The 17490-nt window shown below is 50.7% G+C and carries 18 protein-coding genes and 1 tRNA gene; 12 read left to right on the top strand and 7 right to left on the bottom strand.

The window, feature by feature from the left end:
- Window positions 1–142: 142 nt before the first annotated feature.
- The 5 genes from ACSTTG_RS04385 to rpsU all read right to left on the bottom strand — a co-directional run bounded on the left by ACSTTG_RS04385 (window position 143) and on the right by rpsU (window position 4873).
- Window positions 143–218, bottom strand: a tRNA-Ile gene (locus ACSTTG_RS04385).
- A 142-nt stretch (window positions 219–360) separates the two neighbouring features.
- Window positions 361–2220, bottom strand: a complete 1860-nt coding sequence (gene rpoD / locus ACSTTG_RS04380) for an RNA polymerase sigma factor RpoD (protein ID WP_438459213.1) — start codon at window positions 2218–2220, stop codon at window positions 361–363.
- A 95-nt stretch (window positions 2221–2315) separates the two neighbouring features.
- Window positions 2316–4067, bottom strand: coding sequence for a DNA primase (dnaG, locus tag ACSTTG_RS04375; protein WP_438473876.1), 1752 nt, complete (start codon window positions 4065–4067; stop codon window positions 2316–2318).
- A 117-nt stretch (window positions 4068–4184) separates the two neighbouring features.
- Entirely contained in the window at window positions 4185–4628 is a 444-nt protein-coding gene (locus ACSTTG_RS04370; protein WP_438459211.1) for a GatB/YqeY domain-containing protein, read from the bottom strand.
- Window positions 4629–4657: 29 nt separating this feature from the next.
- On the bottom strand, window positions 4658–4873 hold the full coding sequence (rpsU, locus tag ACSTTG_RS04365; RefSeq protein ID WP_001145625.1) for a 30S ribosomal protein S21: 216 nt from the start codon (window positions 4871–4873) through the stop codon (window positions 4658–4660).
- 233 nt (window positions 4874–5106) lie between these two features.
- On the opposite strand from rpsU, the gene tsaD reads away from it, so the two are divergent.
- Window positions 5107–6123, top strand: a complete 1017-nt coding sequence (gene tsaD / locus ACSTTG_RS04360; protein ID WP_438473875.1) for a tRNA (adenosine(37)-N6)-threonylcarbamoyltransferase complex transferase subunit TsaD — start codon at window positions 5107–5109, stop codon at window positions 6121–6123.
- A 48-nt stretch (window positions 6124–6171) separates the two neighbouring features.
- Here the strand turns inward: tsaD and plsY are convergent, their stop codons facing one another.
- On the bottom strand, window positions 6172–6768 hold the full coding sequence (gene plsY, locus ACSTTG_RS04355) for a glycerol-3-phosphate 1-O-acyltransferase PlsY (RefSeq protein WP_438459209.1): 597 nt from the start codon (window positions 6766–6768) through the stop codon (window positions 6172–6174).
- 230 nt (window positions 6769–6998) lie between these two features.
- On the opposite strand from plsY, the gene folB reads away from it, so the two are divergent.
- From folB to rpoS, 11 genes are all read left to right on the top strand, one after another.
- Window positions 6999–7358 (top strand): bifunctional dihydroneopterin aldolase/7,8-dihydroneopterin epimerase, encoded by a 360-nt coding sequence (gene folB, locus ACSTTG_RS04350; RefSeq protein WP_438473914.1) that lies wholly within the window; start codon window positions 6999–7001, stop codon window positions 7356–7358.
- Entirely contained in the window at window positions 7355–7852 is a 498-nt protein-coding gene (gene folK / locus ACSTTG_RS04345; RefSeq protein ID WP_438473874.1) for a 2-amino-4-hydroxy-6-hydroxymethyldihydropteridine diphosphokinase, read from the top strand. Before folB ends, folK begins: the two co-directional genes overlap by 4 nt.
- 12 nt (window positions 7853–7864) lie before the next feature.
- Window positions 7865–8668 carry an undecaprenyl-diphosphate phosphatase gene (locus ACSTTG_RS04340; RefSeq protein ID WP_438473873.1) on the top strand — a complete coding sequence of 268 codons (804 nt, stop codon included), beginning with the start codon at window positions 7865–7867 and terminating at the stop codon, window positions 8666–8668.
- A gap of 4 nt (window positions 8669–8672) precedes the next feature.
- Window positions 8673–8957 carry a cell division protein FtsB gene (gene ftsB / locus ACSTTG_RS04335; protein ID WP_438459206.1) on the top strand — a complete coding sequence of 95 codons (285 nt, stop codon included), beginning with the start codon at window positions 8673–8675 and terminating at the stop codon, window positions 8955–8957.
- A gap of 13 nt (window positions 8958–8970) precedes the next feature.
- Complete coding sequence (gene ispD, locus ACSTTG_RS04330; RefSeq protein WP_438459205.1) at window positions 8971–9675, top strand: 2-C-methyl-D-erythritol 4-phosphate cytidylyltransferase; 705 nt, start codon at window positions 8971–8973, stop codon at window positions 9673–9675.
- Window positions 9669–10151, top strand: a complete 483-nt coding sequence (gene ispF / locus ACSTTG_RS04325; RefSeq protein WP_438459281.1) for a 2-C-methyl-D-erythritol 2,4-cyclodiphosphate synthase — start codon at window positions 9669–9671, stop codon at window positions 10149–10151. Before ispD ends, ispF begins: the two co-directional genes overlap by 7 nt.
- Window positions 10148–11212 (top strand): tRNA pseudouridine(13) synthase TruD, encoded by a 1065-nt coding sequence (gene truD, locus ACSTTG_RS04320; protein WP_438473872.1) that lies wholly within the window; start codon window positions 10148–10150, stop codon window positions 11210–11212. Before ispF ends, truD begins: the two co-directional genes overlap by 4 nt.
- Window positions 11209–11955 carry a 5'/3'-nucleotidase SurE gene (gene surE, locus ACSTTG_RS04315; RefSeq protein ID WP_438459203.1) on the top strand — a complete coding sequence of 249 codons (747 nt, stop codon included), beginning with the start codon at window positions 11209–11211 and terminating at the stop codon, window positions 11953–11955. The genes truD and surE overlap by 4 nt, the downstream gene beginning before the upstream one ends.
- Window positions 11952–12578, top strand: coding sequence for a protein-L-isoaspartate(D-aspartate) O-methyltransferase (locus ACSTTG_RS04310; RefSeq protein ID WP_438459202.1), 627 nt, complete (start codon window positions 11952–11954; stop codon window positions 12576–12578). The genes surE and ACSTTG_RS04310 overlap by 4 nt, the downstream gene beginning before the upstream one ends.
- A gap of 2 nt (window positions 12579–12580) precedes the next feature.
- Window positions 12581–13516, top strand: coding sequence for a peptidoglycan DD-metalloendopeptidase family protein (locus ACSTTG_RS04305; RefSeq protein ID WP_438473913.1), 936 nt, complete (start codon window positions 12581–12583; stop codon window positions 13514–13516).
- A 111-nt stretch (window positions 13517–13627) separates the two neighbouring features.
- Complete coding sequence (rpoS, locus tag ACSTTG_RS04300; protein ID WP_438459201.1) at window positions 13628–14620, top strand: RNA polymerase sigma factor RpoS; 993 nt, start codon at window positions 13628–13630, stop codon at window positions 14618–14620.
- Window positions 14621–14876: 256 nt separating this feature from the next.
- Here rpoS and mutS read toward each other — a convergent pair whose 3' ends face one another.
- Entirely contained in the window at window positions 14877–17453 is a 2577-nt protein-coding gene (mutS, locus tag ACSTTG_RS04295; RefSeq protein ID WP_438473871.1) for a DNA mismatch repair protein MutS, read from the bottom strand.
- Window positions 17454–17490: the final 37 nt, after the last annotated feature.

The raw sequence follows: 17490 nt of genomic DNA, 5'->3' as shown, positions 1-17490 counted from the left end.
ATTTGAGGTTGGGAATATGCTTGTGTAGCGACTTGGTATAGTCATTTAGCTGGATAGATGACTGGACACAATGAGAGAACGGAGATAGACAGGCTAATACGAAAAAAGCCTGACGAGTCTCCTCATCAGGCTTTCTGGAATCTGGTGGCCCCTCGCAGACTTGAACTGCGGACCAATCGATTATGAGTCGACTGCTCTAACCACTGAGCTAAGGGGCCGAATAGGTGGTTGATTATAGGGGAAGGGCGCGAAGCTGTCTAGGTGGTGAGTAAGTAAATATGTTTAGTTTTTACCCACTTAGACCTGGAAATAAAAAAGGTGAGCATGTGCTCACCTTTTTGTGTCTATTCAGCGACTTGATTACTCGTCAAGGAAGCTACGCAGGGTCTCTGAGCGGCTTGGGTGACGTAGTTTACGCAGGGCTTTCGCTTCGATCTGACGGATACGCTCACGCGTTACGTCGAACTGCTTGCCCACTTCTTCAAGCGTGTGGTCAGTGTTCATATCGATACCAAAGCGCATACGCAGTACTTTTGCTTCACGCGGTGTTAGGCCAGCAAGCACGTCTTTGGTCGCACCTTTTAGGCTGGTTGCTGTCGCAGAGTCTACTGGTAGCTCAAGCGTGGTATCCTCGATGAAATCACCTAGATGCGAATCTTCATCGTCACCGATTGGCGTCTCCATTGAGATTGGCTCTTTAGCGATCTTCAGTACCTTACGGATCTTATCCTCAGGCATCTGCATGCGCTCTGCCAACTCTTCTGGTAGCGGCTCACGACCCATCTCTTGCAGCATCTGGCGCGAGATACGGTTGAGCTTGTTGATCGTCTCGATCATGTGTACCGGGATACGGATAGTACGCGCTTGGTCAGCAATCGAGCGAGTGATCGCCTGACGGATCCACCACGTTGCGTAAGTCGAGAACTTGTAACCGCGACGGTATTCAAACTTGTCTACCGCTTTCATCAGACCGATGTTACCTTCTTGGATCAGATCCAAGAACTGCAGACCACGGTTGGTGTACTTCTTCGCAATCGAGATAACCAGACGCAAGTTCGCTTCTACCATCTCTTTCTTCGCGCGGCGTGCTTTTGCTTCGCCGATAGACATACGACGGCTGATGTCCTTGATGCTTTGAACGGTCAAAGAAGTCTCTTCTTCGATCATCTTCAGCTTCTGGATGCTGCGACGGATATCTTCTTCGCTGCGACGGATCTTGTCCGCATATGGCTTATCTGAAGCCAGTACTTCATCTAGCCAAGCTTCAGTCGACTCGTTGCCAGTAAATAGAGCAATAAATGATTTCTTAGGCATCTTGCCGTATTCCACCACTGAACGCATGATTAGGCGCTCTTGGGTGCGTACACGGTCCATCGACGTACGTAGCGATTCTACTAGGTAGTCAAACTGCTTAGGCGTTAGACGGAACTCAGCAAAGACTTCTTTAACCAACTCACCGGTTTGCTTAGCTTGTTCACTATCTGGGCCGTGCTCGTTGATCGCTAGCTGACGGTTTTGGAAGGTGTTACGTAGTTCAGTAAACTTCTCAAGCGCCAGTTCAGGGTCAATACCTGTATCTTCTTCTTCGTCGCTGTCGTCGTCGCTTTCTGAATCTTCATCAACATCTTCGCCATCTTCGTCTTCAAGGTCAGCTTCCGCCAACTCAGAGCCGATGTGCGTTGCTGTTGGTGCAGCCGTCTCGTCATCGTTCGGATCAACAAAGCCCGAGATGATGTCCGTTAGGCGCAGCTCTTCAGCTTGAACCTTGTCGAATTGCTCAAGAACGTATGGGATGGTACCTGGGTATTCAGTTACCGCGTTCTGCACCTGGTTGATACCATCTTCAATACGCTTAGCGATATCAATCTCGCCTTCGCGGGTAAGAAGCTCAACGGTACCCATTTCACGCATGTACATGCGCACAGGGTCAGTGGTGCGGCCAATTTCGTTTTCTACACTTGAGAGTGCAGCAGCAGCGGCTTCAGCAGCGTCTTCATCGGTGATGTTGTTATCATCATTGATCACAAGATCATCAGCATCAGGAGCGGTTTCAACTACCTTAATGCCCATGTCGTTGATCATTTGAATGATGTCTTCTACCTGTTCTGAATCGACGATCTCAGCAGGTAGGTGGTCGTTAACTTCTGCGTAGGTCAGATAGCCTTGTTCCTTGCCCTTGATGACAAGACTTTTTAGCTGTGACTGCGGATTTTGCTCCATAGACGGTATCCAACTTCGTATCTGGTAAAGTTTAGTATGCGAATGCAAACCACGAATGATAACAAATTTTCTTTATGCTGACTAATTCAACAGGGTTACGCTTTTAAATCAAGCATCAAGGCTTGTAGCTCCCTTTTTTCCTCGGTTGATAAACCGACGCTTCTTGCTTTTGCCTGCAGGTTTTCAATTTGCTGTTCAACACATTGGGCAAGAATTTTGTCCAATGAGTCGATAAATATGTCTTCTTGATTGTCATCGTCGAGGGGGATATCCCAGCTCGCGAGACGAGACAGAAGTGCCTCATTTTGGCGTCCACGCCACTGTTCCATTAACTGGCCTGTGCTGATATTGGGGCTGGCTTGACAATATTCAAGCACCTCCATCAATAAACTTAGTCCAGGAAGTGATAAATGTCTCACGGTTGATAAATCGGGCACCATTTCAGCATAGCTTGGATTTTGGATAAGCAAAGCGATAACCGCACGCATCGGGGTGCGTTTTATCTCTTTATGTGGCTGTGGTCGAGTTTCTGCTGGCGCCTTGCGCTTGGCTCTCTGACCCATAAAGCCCGTCAGCTTATCGAGCTTCTCGTCGAGCTCTTGCTGCAGCCCTTCATTAGGGATCTTATTAATCAACTCATTGGAGACATTGCGCAGGGTAGATTTCCCTTCACTGTTGCCCAGGTTAATGTTGTTAGTTTCAATCAGATTAAGAAACAGGTACTCGGAGAGCGGGATCGCGCTGTGTACTTGCTGCTCAAATTGCTCTTTGCCGTATTTACGGATATAGCTGTCTGGGTCCTCACCATCGGGCAGGAACAGAAACTTCAGGGTGTTGCCGGATTTGAGGTATTGCAGCGCATTTTCAAGTGCGCGCCACGCCGCCTCTTTACCTGCTCGGTCACCATCGTAGCAACACACCACGGTGTTGGTTTGACGAAACAGGTTATGGATATGCTCACCGGTGGTCGAGGTGCCAAGCGATGCGACAGCGTAGTCGACACCATATTGAGCCAGTGCCACCACATCCATATAGCCTTCTACCACCAGCACTTGGGGCGGCTCGCGATACGCTTGCATCACTTCATACAAGCCGTAGAGCTCTTTTCCTTTATGAAAGATGGGGGTTTCTGGCGAGTTGAGGTATTTTGGGGTGCCGTCACCAATTACGCGGCCACCAAAGCCGATCACCCGCCCACGACGATCGCGGATCGGGAACATGACTCGACCACGAAAGCGGTCATAGCGGTTGCCTTTGTCGTTTTCGATTAGCATGCCGCCGGAGACGAGCATCGCCTGAGCCGGTGGATTGTTGCCAAAGTTCTTGCGCACCAAGTCCCACTCATCCGCGACATAGCCGATACCAAACTTCTGCACGATCTCTTTGGAGAGGCCACGCTGCTTGAGGTAATCGATAGCCACTTTGCTGCTGCCGAGTTTAAGCTGCTGGCGATAGAACTGAGCGATACTGCCCATCATATCGTATAGGTTGCGCTTTTGTTCAGTATTCGCGGTTGGACCTTGGTAGGCTCTTTGACCTGAGCGCTGCTCGCGCGGTACCTCTAAGCCGAGCGATGAGGCAAGCTCTTCAATGGCTTCGACGAACTCAAGGCGTTCGTACTCCATCAGAAAGTCGATGGCATTGCCGTGCACACCACAGCCGAAACAGTGATAGAACTGCTTTTCTTGGCTAACACTAAAGGAAGGAGTTTTCTCGTTGTGGAAGGGGCAGCAAGCGCCGTAGTTTTTGCCTTGTTTCTTTAGCTTTACCCGTGCGTCAATGACGTCGACAATATCCAGTCGAGCGAGTAGGTCATCAATAAAAGCGCGAGGAATGATTCCAGCCATAGAAGAAAATGTAACCCTTTGACAATGAGACTATATCAATAGCAGGTATGAACGACAGATACAAACAAGCCGTGCATTCCGAAGGAGAGCACGGCTTGTTGTAATTAGGATTGGGAGTTAAGCCAATTTAGCGCGAACTAAACCACTTACTTTACCCATATCTGCACGCCCTTGAATTTGCGGCTTCAGCACACCCATCACTTTGCCCATGTCTTGCATGCCCGCAGCACCAGAGTCAGCAATTGCACTTTCAATCAGTGCCGCTACTTCATCTTCGGTAAGCGGTTGAGGCATAAAGTCCTCAAGCACAGCGATTTCGGCCTGCTCCGCGTCTGCCAAGTCTTGACGACCTGCAGATTCGTACTGAGCGACAGAATCGCGACGTTGTTTAACCATCTTGGTCATTACAGCAACAATGTCGTCGTCTGAGAGAGTGATCTGCTCATCCACTTCACGTTGCTTAATCGCCGAAAGAGCTAAACGAATAGTGCCAAGGCGCAATTTGTCCTTGGCTTTCATCGCTAATTTTTGCTCTTCTTTGAGAGTATCAATCAGAGCCATAACTAAAATCCTTTAAAGAGCTTTAGTTATTAGTACAGGCGAACGCGACGAGCGTTTTCGCGAGCTAGCTTCTTAGCGTGACGCTTTTGAGCTGCTGCTTTAGCGCGTTTGCGAACTGTAGTTGGCTTTTCGTAGTGCTCACGACGACGCACTTCAGAAAGGATACCTGCTTTTTCGCAAGAGCGCTTGAAACGACGTAGAGCAACGTCGAACGGTTCGTTTTCACGTACTTTAACTACTGGCATATGCCTTTCACCTCAGGGGTTATTCGTTAACGCTGGAAAATACTAGGACCAGAACACACTATTTGTTCGGTCAATAACCAGCTTGATCAAAAATGGTGCGGAATTTTAATCCGATCACAGTGGCTTTGTAAAGCCTTTTGTCGATTATTGTCTGTACAAAATTTGTTTGCAAAGCCAAGGCGCGGTAAGATTGCGCCCATTGAGAGAATTATCGAAAGTGAAACGAGAATATCATGCGTATTATTGGCATTGAAACCTCATGCGATGAGACAGGAATTGCGATTTATGATGATCAGCAAGGCCTACTGTCGCATCAACTCTATAGTCAGGTGAAGCTGCACGCTGACTACGGTGGTGTCGTACCTGAGCTCGCTTCGCGCGATCACGTTAAGAAAACCATCCCTCTTATTAAAGAGGCCCTTAAAGATGCCGGTCTGACCCCGAAAGACATTGACGGCGTGGCGTATACCGCAGGCCCTGGCTTGGTCGGTGCGCTGTTAGTTGGTGCGACGATTGGCCGTAGCTTGGCCTATGCGTGGGGTGTGCCTGCCGTGCCAGTACATCACATGGAAGGGCACCTGCTTGCCCCGATGCTGGAAGACAATCCACCGCCATTCCCGTTTGTCGCGGTATTGGTCTCTGGCGGACATACTATGATGGTGGAAGTGAAAGGCATTGGTCAGTACAAGATCTTGGGTGAGTCGATTGATGATGCGGCGGGTGAAGCCTTTGATAAAACCGCCAAGTTGATGGGACTGGATTACCCTGGTGGTCCGCTGCTCTCACGCCTTGCTGAGAGTGGAACGCCAGGTCGCTTTAAGTTCCCGCGTCCAATGACAGACCGTCCTGGGCTAGATATGAGCTTCTCTGGCCTTAAGACCTTTACGGCTAACACCATTACCGCCAATGGTGACGATGAGCAGACTCGCGCTGACATTGCCTTGGCGTTTGAAGAAGCAGTGTGTGATACCTTGGCCATCAAGTGTCGTCGTGCCCTTGAGCAGACGGGCTTTAAGCGTATTGTTATCGCCGGTGGTGTGAGTGCTAACAAGCGCCTGCGCGCCGAGTTGGCTAAACTGGCGAGCAAAGTCGGTGGTGAGGTGTACTACCCGCGTACCGAGTTCTGTACCGATAATGGCGCCATGATCGCCTTTGCTGGTATGCAGCGCCTGAAAAATGGGGAAGTGGCGGATCTGAGTGTTCAAGCCACGCCGCGCTGGCCAATTGATAGCCTGACGCCAGTGGCGTAAGAAAAATTCAGTTATCTCAAAAACACCCAGTTATTAGAGAAACGCGCTTTAGGCGCGTTTTTTTTCGCCTACTTTGGGCTCAGTGCCCTCTAACAGTCGGCGAATGTTTTGATGATGGCGCAGGATAATAAGGCAGCACAGCATCGCTACGGGTAGCGTGTATTGCGGCTTGATCCACCAAGTGTACAGTGGTGCAAGCAAGACAGAGATGATCGCGGCCAGTGAGGAGTAACGGAAAATCGCCACGATGAGCAGCCAAGTGGCAATCACCAGGCCAGTCAGATCTAAGCCGATTGGGGCGAGTGCACCCAGGGCAGTCGCCACGCCTTTGCCACCGCGAAAGTGGAAAAACAGTGGGTACATGTGGCCAAGGCAGGCTGCAATCGCAATCACACCTAGGATAACCGCGTCAATTTGGAGGAAGTAGCCAGACCAAACGGGGATGGTGCCCTTAAGCATGTCGCACAACAGCACCGCTACTGCGGCTTTTCGTCCGCCAATACGCAAGACATTGGTGGCGCCCGGGTTTTGCGAGCCTTGCGTGCGTGGGTCGGGCAAACCTAATAGTCGACAAATGAGCACAGCACTGGAGATCGACCCAAGTAAATAGGCAAAAATGATCATGCTAAGCGCAAGTGGCGTCATACAAGGTTACTCGTGTTAAAAGATGGTCTTATGACCGATAGCTGGTATCATATCGCGATATTTTTATATGCACTACCGTAATGATGCGATTGATTATCTTTGGGTAAATGTCGATGTCTTGCATTTTGTTTTGCAAGGCAAACCGGGCTGACCTGATTATAGTAGGTGCTTTGATTCATTTTAGGTATCCGACCTGTCTAATATCGGTACCGCAAGCGAATAGGAACGTCATTGTGAAAGACATGGTTTTTATCGAGCAGCTCGAAGTGATCACCACGATTGGTGTGTATGACTGGGAGCAGGAGATCAAACAAAAGTTGGTGCTGGATATCGAGATGGCTCACGACAACCGTCCTGCTGGTTTGAGCGATGATGTGCAAGATGCCTTGGACTATTCCGAGGTGAGTGAGGCAGTACTCAACCATATCGAGAATGGTCGTTTTCTTTTGGTCGAACGTGTAGCAGAAGAGATCGCTCAGATCATTATGGATCGCTTTGGTGTCAGCTGGATCCGTATTCGCTTGACTAAGCCTGGCGCGGTGGCTCAGGCACGCGGTGTTGGTGTTGTCATTGAGCGAGGAGCACGATGACTGAAGTTTATATTGGTGTCGGTACCAATATACAGCGCCGTAAACATGTTGAGGCAGGGGTGCGCGAGTTGATGCAACTTGGCTCGAACACGCGTATCTCGACTATCTACGAGTGTGAGGCGGTCGGGTTTGATAGTCAGCCATTTTATAATTTGGTGGTTGGCTTAGAAACCTCACTCTCTCTTAATGAACTTACGAGTAGACTTCGCGAGATAGAGATCAAGTGGGGGCGTCCAAGCGATGCGCAGAAAAACCAAGCGCGCACCTTAGATCTGGATATCTTATTGTTTGGTGAAACCGTCGCAGAGAACCCTCAGCTTCCTCGTGATGATATTTATAAGTTTGCCTTTGTGATCCAGCCTTTGGTTGAGTTGTGTCCCGGGCGGGTTATTCCCGGTGGTGGTCAAACTGTCAAACAGTTATGGCAAGCTAGTCGTTCCCTTTTAACCCAACCACTGACCAAGGTGGCGCCTTGGTTTTCAATCCAACAATAAAAAGAGAGTACAATGACGTATTTTGAGGCATTAGTCTTAGCACTAATTCAAGGCTTAACGGAGTTCCTGCCTATTTCCAGTTCGGCTCACCTGATTCTTCCCTCTGCCCTTTTAGGCTGGGATGACCAAGGTCTTGCATTCGATGTGGCTGTGCACGTGGGCACCCTAGCGGCGGTGATGATCTATTTTAGAAAAGAGGTCGTGACCCTGTTTTCTGCTTTTGTCGGTTCTATTTTCAAGGGTGAGCGTGGCAAAGAGGTCACCTTGGCCTGGATGATCATTCTTGCCACCATTCCTGCCTGTATTTTCGGTCTACTCATGAAAGACTTCATCGAGGTGTACCTGCGCAGCGCTTGGGTGATTGCTGTGACCACTATCGTGTTTGGCTTGCTGTTGTGGTATGTCGATCGCCGTGCCCCGCAGCAGATGGATGAGTACCAAGTTGGCTGGAAGAAAGCGCTATACCTTGGCCTAGCGCAGGCTGTTGCTCTGATCCCAGGCACCTCACGCTCAGGTATCACGATTACCGCAGCCCTGCATCTTGGTTTTACCCGCGAAGCGGCAGCGCGTTTTTCATTTCTGATGTCGATCCCGATTATCCTGCTTGCGGGTGCTTACCTAAGCCTAAAGCTGGTCACCAGTGGAGAGCCGATCCACATGGGTCACCTTGGAACTGGGCTTGCGGTCTCATTTGTTAGTGCTTATTTGTGTATACACTACTTCTTGAAGCTAATATCTCGTATGGGTATGACGCCATTTGTGCTCTATCGTTTGGCACTTGGCATCGGTTTATTTACGTTCTTGATGATGGGCTAACGATATGCGCATATTGGCCTTGATGCTGCTCGTTGTTGTCGGCTGGCTACAGTATCTATTGTGGTTTGGCAAAAATGGCGTGGCAGATCTGACTAGCACACAAAATGAGCTTGCGGCTCAGCAGCAGGTGAATCAAAATCTGCGCGAGCGCAACGACGAAATGTTTGCTGAGATAGACGACTTGCGTCAAGGCCTTGATGCCATTGAGGAGCGTGCCCGGCATGAGCTAGGCATGGTCAAGGATGGCGAGACTTTCTACCGAATCATCGGTGAGGACACACAACCCTAACAAAAGGCATTCAATGCAAACCATCTACGCGATTATACCTGCCGCTGGTGTAGGGAGTCGTATGCAAGCGGACAAACCTAAGCAGTATTTGTCACTCCAAGGAAAAACCATCCTCGAACATACTGCCGAACGCTTTCTTCAGCGTGACGACATAAAACAGGTGATCATCGCCACCTCTCAAGACGATCCCTATTTCCCGCAATTACCCTTGGCGCGTCATCCAAAGGTGACACGTGTTGAGGGTGGGTCAGAGCGGGCTGATACTGTGCTCTCGGCGCTGAACTATATCGCCGAGCATGAGAGCCAGCCGTGTTGGGTGATGGTGCATGATGCCGCGCGGCCATGCCTTGTGCAGGCGGATATAGATGCGCTGAAAAAGACGGCACTTAATCACCCTGTCGGGGCGATACTGGCATCACCTGTGCGTGATACCATGAAACGCGGCAATCAAGACCACAACATTGACCGCACGGTTGAGCGTGACAACTTATGGCACGCCCTCACACCACAGATGTTTCCTGTCGATACCCTTAAAGACAGTCTTGAGCAAGCGCTAGACCAAGGTTTTCAAGTCACGGATGAGGCATCTGCGCTTGAGTTTGCAGGACAAGCGCCGGGGCTACAGCCTGGGCGTGGTGACAATATTAAAATTACTCGACCAGAGGATCTAGCACTGGCCGAGTTCTATCTAATCAAGAGTAAGGAGCCTTTATCATGAGAATAGGTCATGGTTTTGATGTGCATAAATTTGGTGGTGAAGGCCCGGTTATCATTGGTGGCGTTGCTATCCCTTACGAGCAAGGGCTGATTGCCCACTCTGATGGTGATGTCGCCTTACATGCCCTGTGTGATGCCCTGCTTGGCGCGATTGCAGCAGGGGATATTGGTCGCCATTTTCCCGATACCGATGACAAGTGGAAAGGCGCCAACAGCCGAGATTTACTTAAAGATGTGTATCAACGCGTCAAAGCGCAGGGCTACCAGTTGGGCAATGCCGATGTGACCATAATGGCGCAAGCGCCGAAGATGGCCCCGCATATCGATGACATGTGTCAGGCGATTGCCGAGGATCTCGAAACGGACGTCAGCAATATTAACGTCAAAGCCACCACGACAGAGCGACTGGGGTTCACCGGTCGCAAAGAGGGAATCGCGACGGAAGCGGTGGTTTTGCTTATTAAACAGGAGCTGTGAACGTGACTGATATTCTTGAACAATTTGCCTATGCTAATGGCAAGCCACAGGCCAAGGCGAAGATCAAGGCGCAAGCCAGTGATTTTGTCGTGGTTGAAGATCTTGGCTTTGAATTCACTGGCGATGGTGAGCACCTGATGGTGCGGATCCAGAAAACCGGTGAAAATACGGCTTTTGTGGCCAACGAACTGGCAAAAGCGTGCGGTGTTGCCTCGAAAGCGGTCAGCTGGGCAGGCCTTAAAGATCGCCACGCCGTCACCGAGCAGTGGCTAAGTGTGCACCTGCCGGGTAAACACACCCCGGACTTCAGCGCCTTCTTGGCTCAATATCCAAGCATTAAAATTTTGGCCACCGCTCGTCATAACAAAAAGTTACGCCCGGGAGATTTGGTAGGGAACCATTTTGAATTGCGCTTGACTGAAGTAACAGAGCTGGAAGAGGTACTGACTCGTTTAGAGCGGGTTAAGCAGTTTGGGGTGCCTAATTACTTTGGTGCGCAGCGTTTTGGACGTGAGGGCAATAACCTCAATGAGGCGAGACGCTGGGGGCGAGAAAACGTTCGCACTCGCAACCAGAATAAGCGCAGCCTGTATTTATCGGCGGCGCGCTCGTGGATATTCAACCGCGTGGTGTCTGCGCGTATCGAGCAAGAGTTATTTGACCAAGTTATCGAGGGCGATATCGTCACGACCGAGCAGGGCGTCTCAGCACCCGTTACATCCGAGCAATTGGGTGAATTGAATCAGGCCTTGAAGGCTGGCGAGCTGTTCGTGACCGCGCTGATGGCGGGGGACAATCAATTACCGACGCAGGCTCAGGCACTCGCCTTAGAGCAGCCAGTCGTTGATGACGAGCAAGATTTGATGGCGTTGATCCGCGGCAACCGCATGCGACAAGAGCGACGTTCAATCGCGCTGAAACCAAAAGATCTTGCCTGGCAGGTGGAATCGGACAATATCACCCTATCCTTTAGTTTAGAGGCTGGCGCGTTTGCGACGTCAATTGTTCGTGAGCTGGTGGAAGAGATCCCTGTTGAGCGAGTGTACGAGTCAAATTCATGAAGATCCTACTGAGTAATGATGACGGGGTGCATGCAGAGGGCATCCATCAATTAGCCGATGCACTGCGAGACATTGCTGATATCACCATTGTTGCCCCGGATCGCAACCGCTCGGGTGCCTCTAACTCGCTCACGCTAGAGCAGCCGTTGAGAGTGAATGAGATCGCACCACGAGTGTTTTCCGTTCAGGGGACACCAACCGATTGTGTGCATTTTGCTCTTAATGAGCTGATGAAAGACGATCTACCGGATCTGGTGCTATCGGGGATTAATCACGGTGCGAACCTCGGTGATGATGTACTGTATTCAGGTACGGTGGCTGCGGCGATGGAAGGGCATTTTCTCGGTGTTCAGTCGATTGCTTTTTCACTCGTAGGTAGTCAACACTTTGAACAAGCAGCGAAAGTCGCTCGCAGATTGGTGCAGCAGCATTTAGCCCAGCCGATCCCGACCAACCGCTTGCTCAATGTCAACATACCTGATATCAAGAGTGACAAGCTAGAGATTACCATCACCCGCTTGGGTGCAAGGCATCATGCCGAGAATATGATCAAGCAGACCGACCCTCGTGGTCATGAGATCTATTGGTTAGGCCCTCCGGGTAAAGAGCAGGATGCTGGTGAAGGAACAGACTTTCATGCGATAGAGCATGGCTATGTGTCGGTCACCCCGCTACAGGTTGACTTGACAGCCCATGAGTCGCTTCGCGCAATGAATGAGTGGTTAAAGGAAAAGAGTGAATGACGAACCCGCAAGCGGATAAATTAGTGTCGTTTTTGATTGCGAATGGCATTCGCAATCAGGCGGTGCTCAATGCCATCTATTGTTTGCCGCGTGAAAATTTTGTCTCTCAGGCGATGGTTCACCAAGCCTACGACAACAATGCCCTGCCAATTGGTCAGGGGCAGACCATTTCTCAGCCCTACATCGTGGCTAAAATGACTGAGCTTCTGGAGCTCAAATACGACAGTAAGGTGTTAGAGATTGGTACCGGTTCCGGCTATCAAACCGCAGTGCTGGCGCAGTTGGTTGAGCACGTCTATTCCGTTGAGCGTATCAAGGCACTGCAATGGGCTGCCAAGCGCCGTCTGAAGCAGTTAGACTTCTATAATGTCTCAACCAAGCATGCTGATGGCTGGCAAGGGTGGTCAGCAAAAGGCCCGTTTGATGCGATTATCGTCACCGCTGCGGCGCAAAATGTGCCGCAGGCGCTGCTCGATCAATTAGCCGACGGTGGTGTGATGGTTATCCCGGTTGGCTCTGATGAGCAGCAGTTGCTGCGCATTCGCCGAGAGGGGGGTGATTATCATTCAGAGGTGATCGAATTGGTCCGTTTTGTGCCACTAATCCCTGGGGATGTCGCCTAGTGATGGTCTCTTCTTGGCGTCGTTATCTGTTTGCTTCAATCTTGGTGCTGGGGGGATGCGCTGCGACCTCGCCTGCGCCTGTCTCAGGTTTGAGCAAATACGAAAATAGCCAGAGGGGAAGTTACCGCGGCAGTTTTTATGAGGTGCAGAAGGGAGACACTCTCTACTATATCGCCTACATTACCGATAAAGATGTTAAAGAAATTATACAAAACAACCGTTTGAAGGAGCCGTACACCATTTTTCCTGGGCAAAGATTGCGCCTTTGGGGACGCTCATATCAGGCGCCGGTGTACGGTCAAGCGCCGCAGCCCACCCAGCCAAGTGTAAGCCAAACGTCTAATAAACCAGTCGTTGCAGCCGCTCCAGTTGTTGCTAAAGCCCCGCCACCTAAGGAGAGTAATAACTCTAAAACTGTTACTCCACCCGCTAAATCTGAGCCTAAACCGCAGGTTGCGACCCCTGTGCCACAAAAGCAGGTTGATCAATCGAAATCAAAAGAGTATGTTGGGGCTAGGAGTCAACAAACTGTTAACAAAAGCAGTCAAAACTCTCAACCAGCGAACGGCAAAGTGGCCACTTGGCTGTGGCCAACAAAAGGTAGGGTAATTAAAAACTTTTCTGCAGGAAACCAAGGCAATAAAGGGATAGATATTGCTGGACAGCGAGGGCAAGCAATCGTGTCTACTGCAGATGGTAGCGTGGTTTACTCAGGCAGTGCCCTGAGAGGGTATGGCAACCTAGTTATCGTCAAGCACAATGATGATTATCTAAGCGCTTATGCTCATAATGACAAGCTACTGGTTAACGAAGGTCAAAGTATCAAAGCCGGCCAGCAAATCGCTACCATGGGTAGCTCTGGCACCGACAGTGTTCGATTACACTTTGAGATTCGTTACCAAGGAAAGTCGGTTAACCCTAAAAAATATTTGCCGTGATAACTATTTACTCTCAACCGAATTTACTCTCACCCGAGTAGATGACTTTGAACTGAGCAAACTGTGACATTTTAGGTAGTAATGTCTGTGTGCTCGCCAGGGGAGGCGCTTATGAGTATCAGTAACACAGCAGCAAAAGTTGAAGACTTCGAGTTAGATGCAGAGCTAGAGTCCACTCTAGAACAAGATGTAGAAGAATCGACACCCGAAACCGTCGGCAAAGAATCCCCTCGAGAGGAGTTTGAGGCCTCATCGAAAAGCCTAGATGCAACCCAACTGTATCTTAGTGAGATCGGCTTTTCGCCACTGCTAACTGCCGAAGAAGAGGTGTTGTACGCACGCCGAGCCCTGCGCGGTGATGAGGCAGCCCGCAAACGTATGATTGAGAGTAACCTGCGTTTGGTGGTTAAGATTTCTCGTCGTTACAGTAATCGTGGATTGGCACTGCTCGATTTGATTGAAGAGGGCAACCTTGGCCTGATCCGCGCGGTAGAGAAATTTGACCCTGAGCGTGGCTTCCGTTTCTCGACTTATGCGACTTGGTGGATCCGCCAAACCATCGAGCGCGCCCTGATGAACCAAACCCGCACTATCCGCTTACCTATTCACGTGGTCAAAGAGCTTAACGTTTACCTACGTACCGCTCGAGAGCTATCACAAAAGCTCGACCACGAGCCCACCGCTGAAGAGATTGCCAATCAATTGGACAAGCCTGTGGGTGATGTGAGCAAGATGTTGCGCCTTAACGAACGTGTCAGCTCAGTCGATACTCCGATTGGCGGTGACGGTGATAAGGCCCTACTGGATATCATTCCTGATGCGGTTCACGCCGACCCTGGTGTCTCCACTCAAGACGATGACATCAAACACTCGCTGCTTGACTGGCTTGATGAGCTTAATCCTAAACAGAAAGAGGTTTTGGCCCGCCGTTTTGGTTTACTTGGCTATGAGCCATCGACCCTTGAGGAGGTAGGCCGCGAGATCAGCCTAACCCGCGAGCGCGTTCGCCAAATCCAAGTCGAGGGACTACGACGCCTGCGCGAGATCCTCATCAAGCAGGGACTTAATATGGAAAACTTGTTCAGTTTTGATGATGAACAGTAAAAAAACAGGGGCGGGGGACGGGTTTCACTTCGTTCCGAGGTGCGAGGAGTTCACCGCTTGTGACCATCTCACCGCACCTCCTAGAACTTTACTCGGCCCCGAGCTTAAGCTCGGGGCTTAACCTACAATTCTTTTTGAAACGTGAGAATGCTTTTTGAAACGTGAGAATGCTACCACGTGACATAAACTCCTCGAACCCCGCAGGGCAAAGCCCGTACCCGCACCTCGCTCCTTTGTTTAAACTCGCCCCTTTGTTTTAAAGTAGTTGCTTCAAACGATACAAAGCTTCCAACGCCTGACGAGGAGTTAAGTCGTCAGGGTCGATCGCGGCAACGGCTTCTTCGATTTCGCTTGGCTCAGGGATTAGGCTCAGTTGAACTTCTGCTTTCGGCTCGCTGGCTTGGCTTGAAGTGTTGTTGCTTGCGCCAGTGTTTATCGACAGCTGCTCAAGTTGGGTAAGCTTTGCGCGCGCATTTTTTATCACGGTTTTTGGTACACCCGCTAATCCTGCTACGGCTAGGCCGTAGGACTTGCTCGCTGCGCCTTCTTGAACCGCGTGCATAAAGGCGATGCTGTCACCATGCTCAACTGCGTCGAGGTGTACGTTCGCTAGGGTGTCGATCTGCTCTGGTAGCTCTGTCAGCTCAAAGTAGTGGGTAGCGAACAGGGTCAGGGCGCCAATTTTCTTCGCCAGCCATTCAGCTGTTGCCCAAGCCAGAGATAAGCCGTCATAGGTGCTAGTGCCGCGCCCAATCTCATCCATCAAGACCAGGCTGCGATTGGTCGAGTTGTGCAGAATATTAGCGGTTTCGGTCATCTCAACCATAAAGGTCGAGCGGCCTGAGGCCAGATCGTCTGACGCGCCGATACGAGTGAAGATGCGATCAATCGAGCCAATCTGCGCCGCTTCAGCAGGAACAAAGGAGCCAATGTGCGCCATCAAAGCGATCAGCGCCGTTTGGCGCATGTAGGTGGACTTACCCCCCATATTTGGCCCGGTGATGATCAGCATACGGCGTGAATCATTGAGGCTAATCGGGTTGGCGATAAACGGCTCATCCATGACTTGCTCGACCACTGGATGACGGCCACCCTGAATTTGAATGCCAGGCTCTTCACTGAGCTGCGGACGGCAGTAATCAAGCGCATCGGCACGCTCAGCTAGGTTTTGCAGAATATCGAGCTGCGACAGAGCTGAGGCAAGGTTTTGCATCTGCTCAAGTTTGGGTAGTAGCAGGTCGAACAGCTCTTCCCAGAGCTTTTTCTCCAGCGCCAGTGCCTTAGACTTGGAGTTAAGGACTTTATCCTCATGCTCTTTGAGCTCTGGAATGATGTAGCGCTCAGCATTTTTTAGGGTTTGACGGCGCACGTAATGTGGTGGTACTAGATGGCTTTGACCACGGCTGACCTGAATGAAGAAGCCGTGCACATTGTTGTAGCCAACTTTTAGCGTATCAATGCCGTGACGCTCGCGCTCATCTTGCTCGAGCTTATCAAGGTACTCCGTCGCCCCATCAGCCAGATCGCGCCATTCATCGAGCTCGGCATTATAGCCTGAGGCTATTACGCCGCCATCGCGGATCACCACTGGTGGATTTTCTTTGATCGCATGCTCAAGTAGCTCGCAGGTTTCATCCATAGGCGCACTGAACTGAGCCAATTGTTTTAGGTAGGGGTGTTCAACCGCCTCTAAATGCGTTTGCAGCTCTGGAAGTTGCTGCAGCGCTTGGCGCAGGCGAGCCAAATCACGTGGTCTGGCGCTGCGCAGCGCTAGGCGGGCAAGAATACGCTCGATATCACCAATCTGCTTGAGCACGGGCTGCAGATCAGTAAACAGTGCCTGATCTTTAAACTCGCTGATGGCATCAAGACGCTGATTTAGCGTATCGAGATTGCGCATCGGTTGGTGCAGCCAGCGTTTAAGCATTCGGCTACCCATAGGCGTTGCCGTGCAATCGAGCACTTCTGCCAGGGTGTTATCAATGCCACCGGACAGGTTATGGGTGATCTCAAGGTTGCGGCGCGTGGCGGCATCCATGATCACATTATGGTCTTGGCGATCGAGGGTAAGCGAGCGGATATGCGGCAGTGCGGTGCGCTGGGTGTCTTTCACGTACTGGATCAAACAGCCGGCAGCACATAGCCCCAGGTTGGCATGTTCGACACCAAAACCAATCAGATCACGGGTGCCAAATTGCTGATTGAGCTGCTGGCGAGCAGTGTCGAGCTCAAACTCCCAGATTGGACGGCGGCGGTTACCATTGCGGCTACTCATCAAATGTACCGGCTCAAAGTCTTCCGGAAACAGCAGCTCACGTGGAGAGGTGCGCTGCAGCTCAGCGCTCATTGCCTCTTCACTCTCAGGCTCGATAAGCTGGAAGCGCCCAGAGGTCACATCAAGAGTGGCGTAACCAAAGCGACCGTTTTGATGATAAATTGCCGCAATCAGGTTATCGATACGCTCAGAGAGTAAGGCTTCATCCGTGACGGTACCTGGCGTGACAATACGCACGACTTTGCGCTCAACTGGGCCCTTGCTGGTGGCAGGGTCGCCAATCTGCTCACAGATAGCGACAGATTCACCAAGTTGAACCAGTTTAGCCAGATAGCCCTCAACCGCATGGAAGGGTACACCCGCCATTGGAATTGGTTCACCGCCAGATGAGCCACGCTTGGTCAGCGAGATATCCAGTAGTTGTGAGGCGCGCTTGGCATCATCGTAGAAAAGCTCATAAAAATCGCCCATACGGTAAAACAGCAGGATCTCGGGATTCTCTGCTTTGAGCTTGAGATACTGCTGCATCATCGGGGTGTGTTTAGGTTGTGCTTTCACTACGCTTGCCTTTGGTTCATTTTTCTCGCCGCTAAGG

This window comes from Vibrio glycogenivorans (genome assembly GCF_051660965.1).
Taxonomy (GTDB): Bacteria; Pseudomonadota; Gammaproteobacteria; order Enterobacterales; family Vibrionaceae; genus Vibrio.
This window is presented reverse-complemented; position numbering and strand designations above follow the sequence as displayed.

What these genes read in the sequence shown, in the direction of transcription:
- rpoD (WP_438459213.1), bottom strand. Translation starts at nt 2,220, where the DNA reads ATGGAGCAAAATCCGCAGTCACAGCTAAAAAGTCTTGTCATCAAGGGC.
- dnaG (WP_438473876.1), bottom strand. Translation starts at nt 4,067, where the DNA reads ATGGCTGGAATCATTCCTCGCGCTTTTATTGATGACCTACTCGCTCGA.
- ACSTTG_RS04370 (WP_438459211.1), bottom strand. Translation starts at nt 4,628, where the DNA reads ATGGCTCTGATTGATACTCTCAAAGAAGAGCAAAAATTAGCGATGAAA.
- rpsU (WP_001145625.1), bottom strand. Translation starts at nt 4,873, where the DNA reads ATGCCAGTAGTTAAAGTACGTGAAAACGAACCGTTCGACGTTGCTCTA.
- tsaD (WP_438473875.1), top strand. Translation starts at nt 5,107, where the DNA reads ATGCGTATTATTGGCATTGAAACCTCATGCGATGAGACAGGAATTGCG.
- plsY (WP_438459209.1), bottom strand. Translation starts at nt 6,768, where the DNA reads ATGACGCCACTTGCGCTTAGCATGATCATTTTTGCCTATTTACTTGGG.
- folK (WP_438473874.1), top strand. Translation starts at nt 7,355, where the DNA reads ATGACTGAAGTTTATATTGGTGTCGGTACCAATATACAGCGCCGTAAA.
- ACSTTG_RS04340 (WP_438473873.1), top strand. Translation starts at nt 7,865, where the DNA reads ATGACGTATTTTGAGGCATTAGTCTTAGCACTAATTCAAGGCTTAACG.
- ftsB (WP_438459206.1), top strand. Translation starts at nt 8,673, where the DNA reads ATGCGCATATTGGCCTTGATGCTGCTCGTTGTTGTCGGCTGGCTACAG.
- ispD (WP_438459205.1), top strand. Translation starts at nt 8,971, where the DNA reads ATGCAAACCATCTACGCGATTATACCTGCCGCTGGTGTAGGGAGTCGT.
- surE (WP_438459203.1), top strand. Translation starts at nt 11,209, where the DNA reads ATGAAGATCCTACTGAGTAATGATGACGGGGTGCATGCAGAGGGCATC.
- ACSTTG_RS04310 (WP_438459202.1), top strand. Translation starts at nt 11,952, where the DNA reads ATGACGAACCCGCAAGCGGATAAATTAGTGTCGTTTTTGATTGCGAAT.
- ACSTTG_RS04305 (WP_438473913.1), top strand. Translation starts at nt 12,581, where the DNA reads ATGGTCTCTTCTTGGCGTCGTTATCTGTTTGCTTCAATCTTGGTGCTG.
- rpoS (WP_438459201.1), top strand. Translation starts at nt 13,628, where the DNA reads ATGAGTATCAGTAACACAGCAGCAAAAGTTGAAGACTTCGAGTTAGAT.